This window comes from Microbacterium sp. NPDC055442 (assembly GCF_053644215.1).
The window spans coordinates 405,740-423,574 of record NZ_JBSHLF010000003.1 but is presented as its reverse complement, the minus strand read 5'-3'; the positions used below and the strand labels follow the sequence as shown (position 1 = coordinate 423,574).

Genomic DNA, 17,835 nt, shown 5'->3' with positions numbered 1-17,835 from the left:
AGGGGTTCGGCATGCCCGAAGGACACGTGCTTGAGTTCGACCGTGTCACGAAGCGGTTCGGCGCGATCACGGCGGTCGCCGGGCTGACGGCACAGGTCGAACCCGGGCGGGTCACCGGATTCCTCGGCCCGAACGGCGCCGGCAAGACGACGACGCTGCGGATCCTCCTGGGTCTCGTGCGCGCGACCGACGGCGTCGCCACGATCGGCGGCACCCCGTATGCCAAGCTCGACCACCCGCTGCAGACGGTCGGCGCCGTCCTCGAAGCGTCGAGCTTCCACCCCGGACGCACGGCCGCGAACCACCTTCGCGTGTACGCGCGTGCCGCGGGCCTGGGCGACGCGCGTGTGGACGAAGTGCTGGGACTCGTGGGACTCGCGGATGCCGCGGGGCGCAAGGTCGGCGGATACTCGCTCGGCATGCGCCAGCGCCTGGGACTCGCCACCGCGCTGCTCGGAGACCCGGGCGTGCTCGTGCTCGACGAGCCGACGAACGGCCTCGACCCCGAGGGGATCCGCTGGATCCGCGGGTTCCTGCAGCAGCTCGCCGGCGAAGGACGCACCGTGCTCGTCTCGTCGCACCTGCTCAGCGAAGTGCAGCAGACCGTCGACGCGCTGCTCGTCATCTCGCAGGGTCGCCTCGTGTTCCAAGGCCGACTCGAAGACCTCGCCGACGCGACGGAGTACGCCACGGTCGTCGACGCGCCCGATCGCGCGGGGCTGACGGCCGCCCTCGACGCCGCGGGCGTGGGATACGACGTGCTCCGCTCGGGCCTGACGGTGCGCGGGCTCGAGCCCGCGGGCGTCGGCCGCATCGCTGCCGAGGCGGACATCGCGCTGTCGTCGCTGCAGCGCCGGGGCCCCGCACTCGAAGAGGTCTTCCTCGAGCTCGTGAGCGGGCAGCGCGTGCACGCGAGCGCGACGGATCACGACGTCGCACCGGATCAGCCCGGCGCCGCTCCCGCTGAGCCGGACGTTGTTCCCGCTGAACCGGACGTTGTTCCCGCTGAGCCGGACGTTGTTCCCGCTGAGCCGGCGCCCGCTGAACCGGCCCCCGCTGAGCCGGACGCCGTCGACGAACCGTCCGACGACGTCGCGGCGGGCGCGGCACCGGCCGATGAGCCGGATCCGCTCGCCGTCTTCGAGCCCGTCGCCGCGTCCGTCGCCGCGCCCGTGCCGTCCTCGGCCGCCTTCAGCGTCGCGCAGACCGGTGTCATCGACATCGTGCCGCCCCGAGACGCCGAGATCGACTCCGAAGACACCGACGTCGCCCCCGAAGACGCCGATCCCGACATCGAGGCGATCGGCGAGATCGACGACGAGCTCAGCGCGCCCGACGAGCGGGTCGATGCCGTCGACGCGCCGGCCGACGAGGGAGGTGACCCGCGATGAGCCTCGCCGCCGCGACCCGGTCCGAGACCACGAAGCAGTTCACGACGTCGATGTGGTGGATCCTCGCGATCATCCTCGTCGTGTACGTCGCCTTCACGGCCTCCGTGCTCGGCGGCGTGTTCGCCGGCACCTCGACCGGTGCGCTGGGCGGTGAGGCGATGCTGCCGTCCGAGGGCTTGTCCGCGACGCTCTACAGCACGGCGACGACGGTCGGATACGTCTTCCCGCTCCTCATCGGAACACTCATCGTGACGGCGGAGTTCCGCCACAAGACGCTCACCCCCACCTTCCTCGCCACGCCGCAGCGCGGCACGGTGCTGTCGGCCAAGGTCGTCGCGGGGGTCATCCTGGGCGTGCTGTACGGCGCGCTCGGCATCATCGCCTCCGTCGGCCCCGCGGCGGGATTCCTCGCCGCCTTCGGGCTCGACACCGACCTCGGCAGCTCCGACACCTGGGCGATGCTGGGGCGGATGCTGCTGGCCTATGTGCTCTGGGTGATCATCGGCATCGGGGTCGGCGCGCTCGTGCGCAATCAGGTCGGAGCGATCGTCGGCGTCCTGGTGTTCACCCAGTTCCTCGAGCCCGTCGGCCGGGCTGCGGCATCCTTCGTCGAGGGCTTGTCGGATGTGACGCAGTTCCTGCCCGGCGCCGCGAGCGACATCCTCGTCGGCGCGAGCGTCTTCTCGATCGGCCCGGCCGCCGACGGCGGACTGCCGTGGTGGGGCGGCGGTCTCGTGCTCGTCGGCTACGCCGTCGTGCTGCTCGTGCTGGCGTACGTCACGAGCTGGCGACGCGACGTCAGCTGACCGAGGACTCGGCGATCGGGATCGCGCCGGTCGCGATGTCGACGACGTCGGCGGGCACCGCGGACACGTCGTCGAGCTGCAGAGCCTGCACGAGCGCGAGCCCGTGACGCGTCGTCAGGATGATGCGGGCGAACTCCGGGTGACCCTCGAGATCGATGACGACGCTGGGCCGTCGGCGGCGCACGATGACGAAGTCCGATCCGCCCGCCGACTTCCACGACCCCATCGCGATCACGCCCCGCACGTGCGTGCCGGGCGCCGGAACGCCGCGCAGCCACGTCCACGCGTCGTCGGTGAGCTGCACCTTCGCGATCTCGGTGCGTTCGACGAACACGTTCGTCTTGCGGAACGACAGCGCCCGCTCGGTTCCCGACAGGGCGATTTCGAGCCGCGTCGAGTCGAGCAGAAGCGTCACCATAGGCCCAGTCTGCCAGCGTCGGGCGCTGGAGCCGGGATCGTTTGCTTACGGTGAAGCAACGATCGGCGACGCCGGGCCTCTCGGGCGGTGCCAGACTGGGACGGTGACCCTGCTCGATCCGGCGCCCGCCAGGCGGGCCGACGCGGCCGCGGTTCTCGACCGCGTCGCTGCGGGCGCGCGCGTCGACGCCGACGCCGCCGAGACGCTGCTCGGCGCGACGGGCGACGACTTCGAGCGGCTGCTCGCCCTCGCCGGCGCGATGCGCGACGCGGGAGGCGCCGCAGCCGGGCGCCCCGGGGTCATCACGTACTCGCGCAAGGTCTTCATCCCGCTCACGACCCTGTGCCGCGACCGGTGCCACTACTGCGTCTTCGTCGACACGCCGGGCCAGCTGCTGAAGAAGAACAAGCCCGCCTACATGTCGCCCGAGCAGGTGCTCGCCGTTGCTCGGCAGGGCGCCGCCCTCGGGTGCAAGGAAGCGCTTCTGACCCTCGGCGACCGGCCCGAGGACCGCTGGCCCGAAGCGCGCGCCTGGCTCGATGAGCACGGCTACGCCTCGACGATCGACTACGTCGCCGCCATGGCGCGGCTCGTCACGGCCGAGACGGGACTGCTCGCGCACGCCAACCCGGGCGTCATGACGCACGACGAGCTCGTGACGCTGCGCGCCGTGTCCCCCTCGATGGGCATGATGCTCGAGACGACCTCTCGACGACTGTTCGAAGAGCCCGGCCAGGTGCACTACGGCTCCCCCGACAAGGACCCCGCGCTGCGCCTCACCGTCATCGACGACGCCGGCCGCGCGCGCGTGCCCTTCACGACCGGCATCCTCGTCGGGATCGGCGAGACGCTGCGCGACCGTGCCGAATCGCTCATCGAGCTGCGCGATGCGCACGAGCGGCACGGGCACGTGCAAGAGGTCATCGTGCAGAACTTCCGCGCGAAGCCGCGCACCGCGATGCAGGGGGCCGCGGATGCCGCTCTGCTCGAGTACGTCGCGGCGGTCGCCGTCGCCCGGCTCGTGATGGGCCCCGACATGCGCGTGCAGGTGCCGCCGAACCTGTCCGACAGCCAGGAGTTCGCCCTGCTCGTGCGCGCCGGCGCCGACGATTGGGGCGGCGTGTCGCCGCTCACGGCCGACCACGTGAACCCCGAGCGCCCGTGGCCGCACATCGACGAGCTCGCCGAGCACACGGCGACGCTCGGCTTCGAGCTGCGCGAGCGCCTCACGGCGCATCCCGAGTACGTGCTCGCCCCCGAGACGTGGCTCGCCCCCGAGATGCGGGATGCCGTCGCGGTGCTCGCGGACCCCGAGACGGGCCTCGCGCGCGACGCGAAGGAACGATCGGTGGGCGCGGAGCCCCGGTCGGTGGGCGCGGAGCACCGGTCGCTGGACGCGAACCCCCGGTCGGTGGACGCGCAGCACCGGTCGCAGGCCGCGGACCCCCGGTCGCTGGACGCGAACCCCCGGTCGCTGAGCTTGTCGAAGCGTCGTAACTCGGCAGACGACCCTTCGACAAGCTCAGGGATCGAGGCCAGCGCAGGCGACGACCCCTCGACGGGCTCGGGGACCGAGACCGGAACCGCCGACGACCCTTCGACAAGCTCAGGGGCCGGGGGCAGGGCAGGCGACGACCCCTCGACAGGCTCAGTGACCGAGACGAGGACCGACGACGACCCTTCGACAGGCTCAGGGACCGGGGGCAGCGCAGGCGACGACCCTTCGACAAGCTCAGGGACCGTGGGTAGGACCGGCCACGACCCCTCGACAGGCTCAGGGACCGAGACCAGGACAGGCGACGACCCCTCGACGAGCTCAGGGACCGGGGACAGGACCGACGACGACCCTTCGACAAGCTCAGGGACCGGGGGCAGGGCAGGCGACGACCCCTCGACGGGCTCAGGGACCGGGGACAGGACCGGCGACGGCCCTTCGACGGGCTCAGGGACCGGGGGCAGGGCAGGCGACGACCCTTCGACGGGGTCAGGGAGCGGGGCGGGAGTAGCGCGGCGGCTCGCGGAGGCCGCGGCATCCGATCCCCTCGCACTCGACGACGACGACTGGACCCTGCTGCTCGAGGCCACGGGAGACGGACTCGACGCCCTCGCGGCGACGGCCGACGACGTGCGGCGATACACCGTCGGCGAGGCCGTCACGCTCGTCGCGAACCGCAACCTGACCTCGTCGGGCTTCCGACGCGGCGGCTCGGACGCGCCCGACGAGTTCGACCTCGCCGAGGCCGCCGCGATCGCCGCGGACGCGTGGGACCTCGGCGCGACCGAGATCTGCGTGCAGGGGCTCGTCCCGCCCGGTGAAGACCCCGGCGCCTACCTCGACCTCGCGCGCGCCATCGTCGGCGCCGCCCCCGGCCTGCACCTGCACGCCTATCGGCCGCAGGATGTGCGCGACCTCGCCGATCGCACGGGGCTCGGGCTCGACCGTGCGCTCGCCGCGATGCGCGAGGCGGGCGTCGGCACCGTGCCGGGCACGGGCGTCAAGGTGCTGAGCGAGCGTGTGCGAGACCTCATCGCCCCCGGCGACCTCGAGATCGACGCGTGGACCGAGGCCATCACGGCCGCGCACCGGGCGGGCTTCCGCTCGACGAGCGTGCTCTTCTACGGGCACGTCGAGACGGCCGCCGAGCGCATCGCGCACCTGCGCACGCTGCGCCGCCTGCAGCAGACGGCCGCGACGGCCGGTGCGGGCGGAGGCTTCAGCGAATTCGTGCCGATCCCCCTGCCCGGCCACGCCGGAGGCGTGCCGCTCGTCGCCGATCGCGCCCCCCTCGACGAGCACCGCGCAATGGTCGCCGTGTCGCGGCTTCTCCTGAGCGGCAGCATCCCGCACGTGCAGATCCCCTGGACCCGCGTCGGTCTCGACGTCGCCGCCCAACTGCTGCGCGCCGGCGGCGACGACCTGGGCGGCACACTCTTCGACGGGCGGATCAAGCCGGCCGCGGGGATCGAGTTCGGGCTCGAGCTGCCCGTGGCCGACGCCACGCGCGTCGCGGCGCGGCTGTTCCGGCCGTTCCGGCTGCGCACGACCGAGTACGGAACCCCCACTCCCGTCGCGCTACCGAAAGCTGCATCCGCCATCAAACGTCCGGTAGCGCGTGCAGGTTTCAGTAGCGCCACCGATCAGATCGGTCGGGCTCAGGGACCGGGGAGCGAAGCTCCGGGGGCGGAAGCGTGACGACGCGCGTCGAGGTCGCGATCGTCGGAGCGGGCTTCGCCGGGCTCGCGATGGCGATGGAGCTGCGCCGCAGCGGCATCGATTCGTTCGTCGTGCTCGAGCGGGCGGCATCCCTCGGCGGAACGTGGCGCGACAACACCTACCCCGGCGTCGCGTGCGACGTGCCGAGCCACCTGTACGGCTTCGCGGCGCACCCCAACCCCGGCTGGTCGGGGCTGTATGCGCGCGGCGACGAGATCCGCGAATACCTCGCCCGCGTCGCCGAGATCGAAGGCATCGCGCCGCGTTTCGAGTCGCCGCTGCTGGGCGCGACGTGGCACGCCGACTCCGAGACCTGGCACCTCGAGGTGGGCGGGTCGGATCCCGCCCTGATCGAAGCCGACGCGCTCGTGCTGGCCTGCGGCCGGCTCACCGAGCCGAAGATCCCCGAGATCCCCGGGCTCGAATCGTTCCCCGGCCCCCTCTTCCACTCTTCGCGCTGGGACCACTCGGCCGATCTGGCGGGGCGCCGCGTCGCGGTCGTCGGCACGGGCGCATCCGCCGTACAGGTCGTGCCCGAACTGGCCAGGATCGCCGACGTGACGCTCTTCCAGCGCACCCCCGCGTGGATCGTGCCGCGCGGAGCGCGCCCGTACACCGAAGCCGAGCGCGTCCGCTTCGCGGCGCACCCCGAAGAGCTCGCCCAGCTGCGCGCCGAGCTCGATGCCGAGGGCGAGGCGCGCTTCGCGTCGCGGTCGGGTGATCCGGATGCCGCCACCGCGGCCGTCGCCGTCGCTCTCGCGCACCTCGAGGCGCAGGTGCACGACCCCGCGCTGCGCGACGCGCTCACTCCGCGGTACGCGTTCGGCTGCAAGCGGGTGCTGCTCTCGGACGAGTACTACCCCGCCGTCGCCTCGGACCGCGTCCGTCTCGAGGCGTCGGCGCTCACCTCGGTGCGCGATTCGACGCTCGTCGCGGCGAGCGGCGCGCGCCACGAGGTCGACGCGATCGTGCTCGCGACCGGCTTCGCCTCGACCCGCCAGCCGTACGCCGAGTTCGTACGGGGCGAGACGGGCACCCTCGCCGAGCACTGGTCCGGCGGCATGACCTCGTTCGGGTCGACGGTGGTCAGCGGCTTCCCGAACCTGTTCGTGCTCAACGGGCCCAACGCATCGCTCGGGCACTCGTCATCGGTCCTCATGGTCGAGGAGCAGGCCGCCTACGCGGCGCGCGTCCTGGCATCGCGTGACGGCGTGCTTCGCGTCGATCCCGACGCCGAACGCGCCTACAGCGCCGAGATCGATCGGCGCGCGGCATCCACCCCCTGGATCGCGGGGGGCTGCCGCAACTGGTACGTCGACGAACGCTCCGGCCGGCTCACGCTGCTGTGGCCCGGGACCGTCGCCGCCTTCCGTGAGCGGCTCGCCGCCGCGGACGGCTCGGAGTTCCTTCCCGCCCCCGTCAAGAGAGGCCACATATGACCCTTCGCACCGCCCAGGACGTCCCCCTGCGATTCGGATACAAAGCGTCCGCCGAGCAGTTCGGACCCTCCGAGCTCGTCGATCTCGCCGTCCTCGCCGAAGAGGTCGGCTTCGACTCGGTCTTCGTCTCGGACCACTTCCAGCCGTGGATGCACGAGGGCGGCCACGCCCCCGCCGTTCTTCCCGTGCTGGGGGCGATGGGCGCGAAGACGTCGCGCGTGCTCCTGGGCACGTCGGTGCTGACGCCGACCTTCCGCTATCACCCCGCCGTCATCGCGCAGGCCTTCGCGAGCCTCGGCGTCATGTATCCGGGCCGCATCATCCTCGGCGTCGGCACGGGCGAAGCGCTCAACGAGGTGACGCTGGGCATGGAGTGGCCCGACTCCCCCGAGCGCTTCCAGCGTCTGAAGGAAGCCATCGCGCTCATCGAGGCGCTGTGGGCCGACGAGCGCGTCACGTTCGACGGGACGTACTACTCGGTCAAGGACGCGACCGTCTACGACCGCCCCGCGCCCGACCAGGCCGTGCCGATCTACATCGGCGCTGCCGGCCCCGCCGCCACGCGCCTGGCCGGCCGCATCGCGGACGGGTTCATCACGACGAGCGGCAAGGACCCCGCGCTGTATGCGGACAAGCTCATGCCGGCGCTGCGCGAGGGACTCGAGAAGGAGGGCCGCTCGCCCGACTCGATCGACACGCTCATGGAGGTCAAGGTCTCGTACCACCCCGACCGGCAGACGGCGCTCGAGAAGACCCGGTTCTGGGCGCCCCTCGCGCTGTCACCCGAAGAGAAGATGGGCATCCACGACCCGGTCGAGATGCAGCGGCGCGGCGACGCGCTGCCGATCGAGCGCGCGGCATCCCGGTTCATCGTGTCGACCGATCCCGACGAGCACGTCGAGCAGATCCTGAAGTATCACGACCTGGGCTTCCGTCACCTCGTCTTCCACGACCCGGGCCACGACCAGCAGGAGTTCCTGCGCACGTACGGCGCCGAGATCCTGCCGCGGCTGCGCGCCCGCCTCGGAGCGTGACGACCGGCTGGACCGTCGTCATCCCGGTCAAAGACCCCGCGCGCGGCAAGTCCCGGCTGGCCGTCATGGGGGTCGACCGGGTGGCGCTGGCGCGTGCGATCGCGCTCGACACGATCGCCGCGGCGGCGGCCTGCCCGGCCGTCGCGCGCGTCGTCGTCGTCGGCGACGACGGGGGCCTGGTGCTGGGCGCCCTCGATGTGCCGCACCTGCGGTTCGTGCCCGAGGGCGACCCGCAGGGGCTCGACGCCGCCGTCGCGACGGGCATGGCTTCTTTCGAACGGATGCCGCGGGCAGCTCTCCTGGGCGACCTGCCGGCCCTGCGCCCCGACGACCTCGCGACGGCGCTCGCTCTGGCGGCGTCCGTGGATCGCGGCGTCGTGGCCGATGCCGAGGGAACGGGGTCGACGCTCGTGACCGCGGCGGCGGAGGTGCCGTGGAGCTCGGCCTTCGGCGACGGCTCGTTCGCGCGCCACGTCGCCCTCGGGTGCACCCCGCTCGACGTCGATGGATCGTCGACGCTGCGCCGCGACGTCGACACGGCCGAGCAGCTGCGCGCCGCGCGGACGCTCGGACTCGGACCTCGCACCGCCGCGCTCGTCGGGCCGTGACGCCGCGGACGGCGCGTCAGAGACCGGCGGCGGCGAGGGCTGCGTCGACGATGTCGGCCGAGGCCGCGGCATCCGTCATCCACAGGGGCGCGACGACGGCGGCGATCCCGAGGGCGTCGACCTCCGCCGCGTGCGCGGCGTCCTCTTCGGCGAGGAGCCACGCATCCAGGATGCCGGCGGCCGAACGCGCGCCGTAATGCTCCGCGACGGCGGCGGCCGAGGTCTCGACGCCGATCGCCGTGAGGCAGACGTCGGCCATGCCGCGCACGACGCGTCCGCCGATGATGGGCGAGACGCCGACGACGGGCGCCCGCGCCGCACGCAGGGCCTCGCGGATCCCGGGCACGGCGAGGATCGGGCCGAGCGAGACGACGGGGTTCGAGGGGGCGAGCAGCACGATGTCGGCTTCGTCGATCGCCGCGACGACGCCGGGCGCCGGGCGGGCCTGGTCGATGCCGGGGTTCTCGAAGGCGAGGGGGGTCAGCGCCGCGCGATGGCGGGTCCACCACTCCTGGAAGTGCAGGGTGTCGCCACCGTCCAGCACGACGCGCGTATCGACCTCGGCGTCGGTCATCGGCAGCAGCGTCGCCCCGAGATCCCACCGCGCCGACATCCGCTCGAGCACCTCGGTGGGCGTGAGACCGTCGCGCAGCCATCCCGTCCGAGCGAGGTGCGTGCCGAGATCGAGGTCGCCCAGCGTGAACCACGGCCAGCCGGCGCCCCACTCCTGCAGCTCGCGGTTGACCCGTTCGGTGTCGCCCGCACGGCCCCACCCGCGCACCGTGTCGTTGACGCCCGCGAGCGCGTAGACGATCGAGTCGATGTCGGGTTGCAGCCGCACCCCCGAGAGCCACAGGTCGTCGCCCGTGTTGACGACGACGGTCGCGGGGGACGCTCCGCGACGTTGCAGGGCCGAGCGCACGCCGAGGGCGAAGCGCGCGCCGCCCACGCCGCCGGCGAGGACGACGACGCGCGGGCTTCCGCTCATCTGCGCGGCCTCAGTCGCGTCGTTCGCGGCCGATGGCGGGGAACAGTCCCGTGCGCGGAGCGACCTCATCGGCGGCGTGCGGAAGCGGGAAGCGCGCGACCGCATCGATCAGCGCGTCGACGGTCTGCGTGTCGGCGACGACGTCGACGGCGAGCCCGGCCCGGCGGGCGTCCTTCGCCGTGCGGGGGCCGATCGCGGCGATCACGGTCGTGTCGGGGATGTCGGGGAACTGCTCGTGCACCTGCTCGGCGACCGAGCCGCTCGTCACGAGGATCGCGTTGATGCGCCCGGAATGCACATCGTGCGCGATGCGCTCGGTGACGGGGACCCCCACCGTGCGGTAGGCCACGACGCTGCGCACATCGTGCCCCGCGTCGGTCAGCATGCGCGTGAGCATGGGCTTGGCCAGTTCGCTGCGCAGGGCGAGGATCTTGCGGGGCTCGGGCTCCATCGCGATGAGCTGTTCGGCCAGTCCCGCGGCGGAGTTGTCGTCGTCGGGGACGAGATCCACGCCGTAGCCGACCGCGAGCATCGCCGCAGCGGTGGTCTCGCCGACGGCGGCGACCTTCGTCGTCGACGGGATCGTGGCACGGAACGCGTAGAGCACATCGACGGTCGTCGCACTCGTGACGGTCAGCCAGTCGAACCGGCCGGCCGCGAGGTCGGCGAGCGCCTGATCGAGCCCCTCGGGGTCGTTCGTCGGTGCGAAGTTGATGAGCGGCGCGATGACGGGCGTCGCGCCCTGTCGCCGCAGCGTCGCCGCGACGCCGTCGCCCCACGGACCGCCGCGCGGAACGAGCACGCGCCAGCCCGCGAGGGGCTTGTCCTGGATGGACGATGTGGGTGTGTTCATGGGGTGGGTGGACTCTCGTGGGACTCAGTCGGCCACCCAGTCGTCGAGGCAGCCGACGCGCGATTCAGTCGGGTTCGCGCCGTCGGCAGCATCCGCACCATTGCACTGCCTGACCCTGAGCATACCCCCCGAACCACATGGAGGGCTCCGCGGGGCGCCCGGCAAGCTCGATCAGCGGGTGTACAGACGCACCAGACCCCACACCGCGGCGCCGACCAGTGCGGCTCCCGCCGCGACCGCCGCCGTCGCCGCGCCGGGGCTGCGACGCGCGAACGCGCGGCTCCGAGCGACGGTCCGTTCGGTCGCCTCGCTCACGCGGCGCGGCAGGTTCGCCTTGATCTCGATGGCCGCCAGCGCGGCCTTCAACTCGGCGCGTGCCTTCTCGACCGGGTCGTCGATGCCGATCGGAACGCCGGTGCGCGGCACCGGCACGGGCGAGCTAGAGCTCATCGCGCACCTCCTTGATGTCTTCGCCGATGGACTGCACGGGGTTCTTCGACGCCGAGATCTTCTTGAAGCGCAGGATGCCCAGAAGCGCGAAGAAGATCGCGATCAGGAGCATCGCGCCGAAGACGACGAGGGCCGACAGCCACGCGGGCCACCACGACGACAAGCCGATGATGACGAATGCGGCGAGCGCCGGGATCGTCCAGAACAGGAAGAACAGTGCGGCGGCGAGCCAGCCCGCGCCGATTCCCGCATCCTTCGCGGTGCGCCGCACCCACGCCTTGCCGGCGTCGATCTCGGCGACCACCAGGTTGCGGATGAGCTCGGGGATCTCGCCGAGCAGCGTCAGAAGGCTGTCGTCGGCACGGTCCCGGAATCCTCGGGGTGTCGTCATCTCAGGCCCCGCCGCGCCCCGACGTCTCATCGACGGCGTCATCGGCGGCCTTCTTCGCGGTCTTGGCGGAGGCCTTGACCGTCTTGGCGACGTCCTCGGCGCTTTCCTTTCCGGCGGCGACGGCCTTGTCGGCCTTTTCGCGCGGCGTGCCTTCGGAGGAGGCGGCCTTGGTCACCTTGACGGCGGAATTCCACAGCGTGCTGGGCAGCGCCATGGCGGCTTCCTTCGCGAACGTGGTCACCTTCTCGACCTGCTTCTGCACGGGGTCGGTGTGCCACACCTTGAGCCACTGCGTCTTGATCTGCTCGTATCGCTCGCGACCCGCGCGTGTTCCGAGCACGTAGCCCACGGCGAGTCCGACGACGAGTCCTGCCTTGCCCCTCATGGGGTCTCCTCACGTTCGGTGGTGCGCCAGCTGACGTCACCAGGGTAGTCCCGTATTCCATTCCGGGCATCCACCCTTGACAAGCGGGCTCGGGTCGCGCTCACTGCAGCGGTTCGTTGCCGAAGAGGGCGCGACGGCGCACGCGTTCAGCCTCGGCGACGACATCGGGCACGACCTGGGCGAGGCCGCTGCCCGAGACCCACGCGCCCACGACGGCGAGCCCGTCGACGGCGTGCACGACCGTGCGCACGCGCTGCGTCTGGTCCATCCGGCCCCGCGCCGAACGGGGTGGGGCGGTATCGAACCGCTCGCGTCGCGCGGCACGCACGCGCGGCTCGGTCAGATCGAGCAGAGCGGATGCCGCGTGGACAGCCGCCGCGACGGCGTCGTCGTCGCCCGCGGGCGGGGCGGCCAGGGTGACGCGCACGACGCGCGCATCGGGCCCGACGGCGCCCGCGAGCGACGGCCAGCGGGCGGTGACGTCGACGACCGATGACGCGGCGTGGGAGCCCGGAAGCGGATAGACGGCGGCGCGCGCGGAGTCGGGGACACCGTCGAGCACGAGCGTGACGACGTCCGTGGTCCTTGCTTCGGCCTCGTCGACACCCTCGACGTGCCGCGCCAGCAGGAGACGCGCGGTGTGCTCGGGGGTGGCGACGACGACCGCGTCCGCCGCGATCCGGGTCTCCTCCTCGCCGGCGCACACGACGTCCCAGCCGCCGCCGGATACGCGATCGATCCGCACGACCTCGGCCGCGGTGCGCACGTCGGCGCCGAGCTCGACGAGCCGCTGCGCGAGGGCGTCGACGAGCACACGCATCCCGCCGTCGATCGTCTCGTAGCCGGGTCCTGCCGGCGCCGCACCGCGCAGCTGCGCGACAGCGCCCGAGAGCGAGCCCGTGCGCGTGAGCGCCGTGTTGAGGCCCGGAGCGGCCAGCTCGACGTCGACGTCGGCGGGGGCGAGCCCGTGCCGGCCGACGCTCAGCGGCGCGACGAGCCGCTCGACGACGCGCGGACCCATGCGGCCGCGCACGAGGGTGCCGAGATTGCGCTGCTGGCCGATCGTGAGCGGCGGGCGCAGCCGGTCGAGATAAGCCCGCCATGCGCCGCGCCAGCCGATGATGCGGCGGACGGCGGGATCCCACGCGTTGGCGGGGATGCCGAGCACGTTGTCGGGCGGCAGGGGCGCAGCGCCCGCGGGAAGCCCGGCGACCCACGCTGTCGTCGGCGCCTCGGAGCGCACACGGTCGGCGAGGCCCAGTTCGTCGACGAGTGCGCGCACGTGGCCTCCGGTCGGCGCGTAGCCATCGGCGCCGAGATCGAGCTCGGTCTCGCCCACCGCACCGGAGCGCACAGCGCCGCCGGGCGCCTCACGCGCCTCGAGCACCGTGACGGCGAGGCCGACTTTGGCGCACTCGTAGGCGGCGACGAGCCCCGCGATCCCGCCGCCGATGACGACGACGTGCGTGTCACGCGCGTGCGCGGCGAGGTTCTCGAGGGGCGCGGCGTCGTTCACGCCGTCCATCCTCGCACTCCGGCTCGCCCCGATCCCGGTCGCACCCGACCCCACCCCGTGTCGAACCGTACCGAACCCGTCGAACCCGACGTCGTCGCGGTCGGGTTCGACGGGAGCCGTACGGTTCGACGGCAGGCCACGAGCGGGCGGGGCGGGGTGGGAGACTGAGGGGCATGACGCTGCACATCACCGGAGACGTCGCGGCCGACGAACTCCTCACCGACAACTCGCTCGCTCTTCTGATCGGGATGCTGCTGGACCAGCAGATCGCGATGGAGACGGCGTTCGCGGGTCCGCTCAAGATCCAGGAGCGCGCCGGCACGGTCGAGGCGGGTGCCCTCGCGGCATACGATCCCGAGGCGTTCGTCGAGCTGTTCCGCCAGACTCCGGCCGTGCACCGGTTCCCGGGCTCCATGGCCGCGCGCGTGCAGTCGCTGTGCGCCGCCCTCGAGGCGGACTGGGGCGGGGATGCCGCGGCCATCTGGACGCGCGACGCGCCGGACGGCGCGACGGTCCTGAAGCGTCTCAAGGCCCTCCCGGGCTTCGGCGAGCAGAAGGCGAAGATCTTCCTCGCACTGCTGGGCAAGCAGTACGGGTATACGGGCGACGGCTGGCGCGAGGCGTCGGCCCCCTACGGCGAAGACGGCGCGTTCCGCAGCGTCGCCGATATCGTCTCTCCCGAATCGCTCACGAAGGTCCGCGAGACGAAGCGTGCGGCGAAAGCGGCGGCGAAGAAGTAGCCCGGATCTGTCCACAGGCTCCCCGCGCCGCGACGCGGCGTCGGTAGGGTGGGTCAGGCCACGCACACCGCACCGGGAGAGTCCGCCATGCTGCCCTTCTTGATCGTCGGCGGAGTCGGACTCGTCGTCCTGCTCATCTCGCTCATCCTCGGCGACATCTTCGACCACTTCGACATCGGCGACGGTGCGATCTCGGGCACGGCGCTCGGCGTCGCCGCGGTCGTCTTCGGCGCATCGGGCGTGCTCACGACGACGAGCGGGCTCGAGCAGGTGTGGGCTTACGCGCTCGCGGCGGTGCTCGCGATCGCCGCGTACGCGCTCGCCGTCTTCTCCATCCGCCGACTCACGAAGAGCTCCGACGGCGCGCCCGCATCGGCCATCGGCCTCACGGGCGTCAGCCGGTCGCCCATCTCACCCGCGGGCGGCGAAGTGAGCCTCGACGGTCCGCACGAGATCGAGCGCCGCCTCGCGTACGCCGATCAGCAGATCCCCGAGGGCGTGCGGATCCGCGTCATCGAACACTCCGGCACCCGCGTCAAGGTCGTCGCGGACTAGCCACAGCTTCGCTGCCCGACTGCGGTGCAGCATCAGAAAGGACATCATGCCCGCTGATCTCATCCAGGTCGTCGCGATCATCGCCCTCATCGTGGCGCTGCTCGGGCTTCTCGCCTTCATCGCGCGGCGCATCCGGCGCGTACCCCCCAACGAGGCGCTCGTCATCGTCGGACGAGGTGCCGGCCGACCGGCGCCCGGCGAGAGCGGTGTCGGGCAGCGCGTCGTGATCGGCGGCCGCACGTTCGTGTGGCCGATCCTGCAGCAGGGGTTCTCGATCTCGCTCGAGCAGCGCCAGATCGGCATCACGGTCGAGGGCGTCGACAAGAACCGCATCAAGATCGCGATCAAGGCGTCGATCAATTTCAAGGTGTCCGGCACGGAAGAGGGAGTGCGTCGTGCGGCGCAGCGCTTCCTGTCGCAGCAGGACGCGCTGACCGAGATCATCAAGGAGTCGCTCGAGGGGTCGCTGCGCTCGATCATCGGCGACATGACGATCGAGCAGATCATCTCGGACCGCAAGGGTCTGTCGGACCGCGTCGTGGCCGAGACGAAGGCGGATCTCGTCGAGCAGGGCCTGCAGGTCGACCTGCTCAACATCAGCGACATCTCGACGCCGGGCAGCGACTACCTCGCGAACCTCGGCCGCGCCGAAGCGGCGCGCGCCCGCCAGGTCGCCGAAGTGAGCGAGGCCGAGGCATCGCGCGCGAGCGAGTTCGCCCGCATCGAGGCCGCCGAGCAGATCGCCGAACGCCAGAAGGCCCTGAGCCTGCGCCAGGCCTCGATCAAGGCCGAGACCGACCGCGCCAACGCCGAGGCGCAGGCCTCGGGACAGCTCGCGACCGCCGAGCAGGATCGCCTCGTCGCCGTGCAGGAGCGCGAAGCGCTCACCGAGCAGGCCCTCGTGACGCAGGAGCGCCTGGACATCGAGGTGCGAAAGCCCGCCGAGGCCGAGGCGTACGCCGAAGTGCAGCGCGCGACCGCTCAGCGCGACGCGGCCAACGCCGCGACCGAGGCCGACGCGTACAAGCGCACCAAGATCGCCGAGGCGAACAAGGTCGCCGCCGTGCAGGACGCCGAGGCCTCGGCCACCGCCGTCCGGTTCGCCGGTGAAGCCGAGCGCGACAAGCAGGTCGCGCTCGCGGCGGGTGTCCGCGCCGAGGGCGACGCGCGTGCGTCGGCCATCCAGGCCGAGGGTCTCGCCGAGGCCGCCTCGACCGACGCGAAGGCGCTCGCCCTGCAGAAGTACGGCGAAGCCGCGCTCGCACAGGAGATCATCATGCGCCTGCCCGAGATCGTTCGGGCCGCCGCCGAGCCGATCGCGTCGATCGACAAGCTCACGGTCGTCTCGACCGACGGGGCGTCCGAGCTCACCAAGACGGTCGGCAAGGTGCTCGGCGAGGGCACCGAGGTCGTCAAGGGCCTCACGGGACTCGACCTGAACAGCCTGCTGCAGGCGTTCTCGCTCAAGGCGGCCGGGGTGCCGGTCGAGAACGTCGTCTCGGCAGCGGAGTCCGCCGTCGGCAAGAAGGCCTGACCTACGCGAAAACGCCGGGTGCCTCACGCGAGGCACCCGGCGTTCGTGGTCTCGGGTCAGGCGCCCTTCAGGCGCTCCGCGAGGAACGCTGCGAGCCCGTCGACCGGCAGTCGCTCCTGCGACATCGTGTCGCGGTCGCGCACCGTCACGGCGTTGTCGTCGAGCGAGTCGAAGTCGACCGTGACGCAGAACGGCGTGCCGATCTCGTCCTGACGGCGGTAGCGGCGGCCGATCGCTCCGGCGTCGTCGAAGTCGATGTTCCAGCCGTGCGCGCGCAGTTCGTCGGCGAGGCCGCGGGCCAGCGGCGACAGCTTCTCGTTGCGCGAGAGCGGCAGCACGGCGACCTTGACGGGGGCGAGACGCGGGTCGAGCTTGAGCACGGTGCGGCTGTCGGTGCCGCCCTTAGCGTTCGGCACCTCCTCCTCGTGGTACGCGTCGACGAGGAACGCCATCATGGCGCGAGTGAGGCCGAACGACGGCTCGATGACGTACGGCGTGTACCGCTCGCCCGACGCCTGGTCGAAGTAGGTCAGGCTCTGCCCCGACGCCTCGGTGTGGCTCTTCAGGTCGTAGTCGGTGCGGTTGGCGATGCCCATGAGCTCGCCCCACTCCTTGCCGGTGAACCCGAAGCGGTATTCGACGTCGATCGTGCCGGCCGAGTAGTGCGCGCGGTCCTCATCGGGAACGTCGAAGCGGCGCATGTTGTCGCCGTCGATGCCGAGGTCGATGAACCAGTTCCAGCACGCCTCGACCCAGTGGTCGAACCACTCGCCGGCCTCGGCGGGCGGTGTGAAGAACTCGATCTCCATCTGCTCGAACTCACGCGTGCGGAAGATGAAGTTGCCGGGGGTGATCTCGTTGCGGAAGGCCTTTCCGACCTGGCCGACGCCGAACGGGGGCTTCTTGCGGCTCGCCGTCAGGACATTGCCGAAGTTGACGAAGATGCCCTGGGCGGTCTCGGGGCGCAGGTAGTGCAGGCCCGTCTCATCGTCGACGACGCCGAGGTACGACTTCACCAGGCCCGAGAACGCCTTCGGCTCCGTCCACTGGCCCTTCGTGCCGCAGTGCGGGCACGGCACGTCGGCGAGGCCGTTCTCGGCGGGGCGACCCTTGCGCTCCTCGAAGTCCTCGACGAGGTTGTCGGCGCGGAAGCGCTTGTGGCACTGCAGGCACTCGACGAGCGGGTCGGTGAACGTCGCGACGTGACCCGACGCCTCCCACACGCGCTTGGGGAGGATGATCGAGGAATCCAGGCCCACCATGTCGCCGCGGCCGCGGACGAACGTCTGCCACCACTGGCGGCGCACGTTCTCCTTCAGTTCGGTGCCGAGGGGGCCGTAATCCCATGCCGACCGGGACCCGCCGTAGATCTCACCCGCTTGGAACACGAACCCGCGGTGACGGGCGAGGGCGATGACTTTGTCGAGACGGGACTGCTCGGCCACGGTGGCTCCAATGGTCGGGTGGGGAGAGGGCGCGAAGAGGGCGCGGATGCCGCACCGCGCGGCATCCG

Annotated in this window: 17 protein-coding genes; 9 read left to right on the top strand and 8 right to left on the bottom strand. The window is 71.9% G+C overall.

All coding sequences use genetic code 11. The features are described from left to right. Window positions 1-11 precede the first annotated feature (11 nt). Together ACWIBS_RS09300 and ACWIBS_RS09295 are read left to right on the top strand one after the other, a co-directional pair. On the top strand, window positions 12-1,391 hold the full coding sequence (locus ACWIBS_RS09300; protein WP_376126857.1) for an ABC transporter ATP-binding protein: 1,380 nt from the start codon (window positions 12-14) through the stop codon (window positions 1,389-1,391). Further along, window positions 1,388-2,197 carry an ABC-2 transporter permease gene (locus ACWIBS_RS09295; protein WP_376126859.1) on the top strand — a complete coding sequence of 270 codons (810 nt, stop codon included), beginning with the start codon at window positions 1,388-1,390 and terminating at the stop codon, window positions 2,195-2,197. The genes ACWIBS_RS09300 and ACWIBS_RS09295 overlap by 4 nt, the downstream gene beginning before the upstream one ends. On the opposite strand, the gene ACWIBS_RS09290 is transcribed toward ACWIBS_RS09295, so the two are convergent. Then, the gene (locus ACWIBS_RS09290; RefSeq protein ID WP_376126861.1) at window positions 2,190-2,615 is read right to left on the bottom strand and encodes a hypothetical protein; all 426 of its coding nucleotides are present in this window, start codon (window positions 2,613-2,615) and stop codon (window positions 2,190-2,192) included. The two genes, ACWIBS_RS09295 and ACWIBS_RS09290, sit on opposite strands and share 8 nt — an antisense overlap. Window positions 2,616-2,718: 103 nt before the next feature. Here ACWIBS_RS09290 and cofG point away from each other — a divergent pair, with 103 nt between their 5' ends. The 4 genes from cofG to cofC are packed head-to-tail and all read left to right on the top strand — an operon-like array spanning window position 2,719 to window position 8,910. Further along, on the top strand, window positions 2,719-5,808 hold the full coding sequence (gene cofG, locus ACWIBS_RS09285; RefSeq protein WP_376126863.1) for a 7,8-didemethyl-8-hydroxy-5-deazariboflavin synthase CofG: 3,090 nt from the start codon (window positions 2,719-2,721) through the stop codon (window positions 5,806-5,808). Next, a complete protein-coding gene (locus ACWIBS_RS09280) occupies window positions 5,805-7,268 on the top strand; it encodes a flavin-containing monooxygenase (protein ID WP_376126864.1) in 1,464 nt (487 codons plus the stop codon). The genes cofG and ACWIBS_RS09280 overlap by 4 nt, the downstream gene beginning before the upstream one ends. After that, on the top strand, window positions 7,265-8,302 hold the full coding sequence (fgd, locus tag ACWIBS_RS09275) for a glucose-6-phosphate dehydrogenase (coenzyme-F420) (RefSeq protein WP_376126866.1): 1,038 nt from the start codon (window positions 7,265-7,267) through the stop codon (window positions 8,300-8,302). Before ACWIBS_RS09280 ends, fgd begins: the two co-directional genes overlap by 4 nt. Continuing rightward, window positions 8,299-8,910, top strand: a complete 612-nt coding sequence (gene cofC, locus ACWIBS_RS09270; RefSeq protein WP_376126868.1) for a 2-phospho-L-lactate guanylyltransferase — start codon at window positions 8,299-8,301, stop codon at window positions 8,908-8,910. The genes fgd and cofC overlap by 4 nt, the downstream gene beginning before the upstream one ends. 16 nt (window positions 8,911-8,926) lie before the next feature. On the opposite strand, the gene cofD is transcribed toward cofC, so the two are convergent. The 6 genes from cofD to ACWIBS_RS09240 form a co-directional block, all read right to left on the bottom strand. Continuing rightward, window positions 8,927-9,898 carry a 2-phospho-L-lactate transferase gene (cofD, locus tag ACWIBS_RS09265; protein ID WP_376126870.1) on the bottom strand — a complete coding sequence of 324 codons (972 nt, stop codon included), beginning with the start codon at window positions 9,896-9,898 and terminating at the stop codon, window positions 8,927-8,929. Window positions 9,899-9,908: 10 nt separating this feature from the next. Then, window positions 9,909-10,751, bottom strand: coding sequence for a uroporphyrinogen-III synthase (locus tag ACWIBS_RS09260; protein ID WP_376126872.1), 843 nt, complete (start codon window positions 10,749-10,751; stop codon window positions 9,909-9,911). 171 nt (window positions 10,752-10,922) lie between these two features. Further along, complete coding sequence (locus ACWIBS_RS09255) at window positions 10,923-11,201, bottom strand: hypothetical protein (RefSeq protein ID WP_376126874.1); 279 nt, start codon at window positions 11,199-11,201, stop codon at window positions 10,923-10,925. Then, window positions 11,191-11,592, bottom strand: a complete 402-nt coding sequence (locus tag ACWIBS_RS09250) for a phage holin family protein (protein ID WP_376126876.1) — start codon at window positions 11,590-11,592, stop codon at window positions 11,191-11,193. Before ACWIBS_RS09250 ends, ACWIBS_RS09255 begins: the two co-directional genes overlap by 11 nt. Before the next feature lies 1 nt (window position 11,593). Continuing rightward, window positions 11,594-11,977: a hypothetical protein gene (locus ACWIBS_RS09245; RefSeq protein WP_376126878.1), complete on the bottom strand. Its 384-nt coding sequence runs from the start codon at window positions 11,975-11,977 to the stop codon at window positions 11,594-11,596. 100 nt (window positions 11,978-12,077) lie between these two features. Beyond that, window positions 12,078-13,493 (bottom strand): protoporphyrinogen/coproporphyrinogen oxidase, encoded by a 1,416-nt coding sequence (locus ACWIBS_RS09240; RefSeq protein WP_376126880.1) that lies wholly within the window; start codon window positions 13,491-13,493, stop codon window positions 12,078-12,080. Between the two features lie 173 nt (window positions 13,494-13,666). On the opposite strand from ACWIBS_RS09240, the gene ACWIBS_RS09235 reads away from it, so the two are divergent. From ACWIBS_RS09235 to ACWIBS_RS09225, 3 genes are all read left to right on the top strand, one after another. Further along, window positions 13,667-14,233, top strand: a complete 567-nt coding sequence (locus ACWIBS_RS09235) for an HhH-GPD-type base excision DNA repair protein (protein ID WP_376126882.1) — start codon at window positions 13,667-13,669, stop codon at window positions 14,231-14,233. Window positions 14,234-14,320: 87 nt separating this feature from the next. Then, the gene (locus tag ACWIBS_RS09230) at window positions 14,321-14,788 is read left to right on the top strand and encodes an NfeD family protein (protein ID WP_376126884.1); all 468 of its coding nucleotides are present in this window, start codon (window positions 14,321-14,323) and stop codon (window positions 14,786-14,788) included. A gap of 46 nt (window positions 14,789-14,834) precedes the next feature. Then, the gene (locus ACWIBS_RS09225; RefSeq protein ID WP_376126886.1) at window positions 14,835-16,322 is read left to right on the top strand and encodes a flotillin family protein; all 1,488 of its coding nucleotides are present in this window, start codon (window positions 14,835-14,837) and stop codon (window positions 16,320-16,322) included. Between the two features lie 56 nt (window positions 16,323-16,378). On the opposite strand, the gene ACWIBS_RS09220 is transcribed toward ACWIBS_RS09225, so the two are convergent. Continuing rightward, complete coding sequence (locus ACWIBS_RS09220; RefSeq protein ID WP_376126887.1) at window positions 16,379-17,767, bottom strand: glycine--tRNA ligase; 1,389 nt, start codon at window positions 17,765-17,767, stop codon at window positions 16,379-16,381. Window positions 17,768-17,835: the final 68 nt, after the last annotated feature.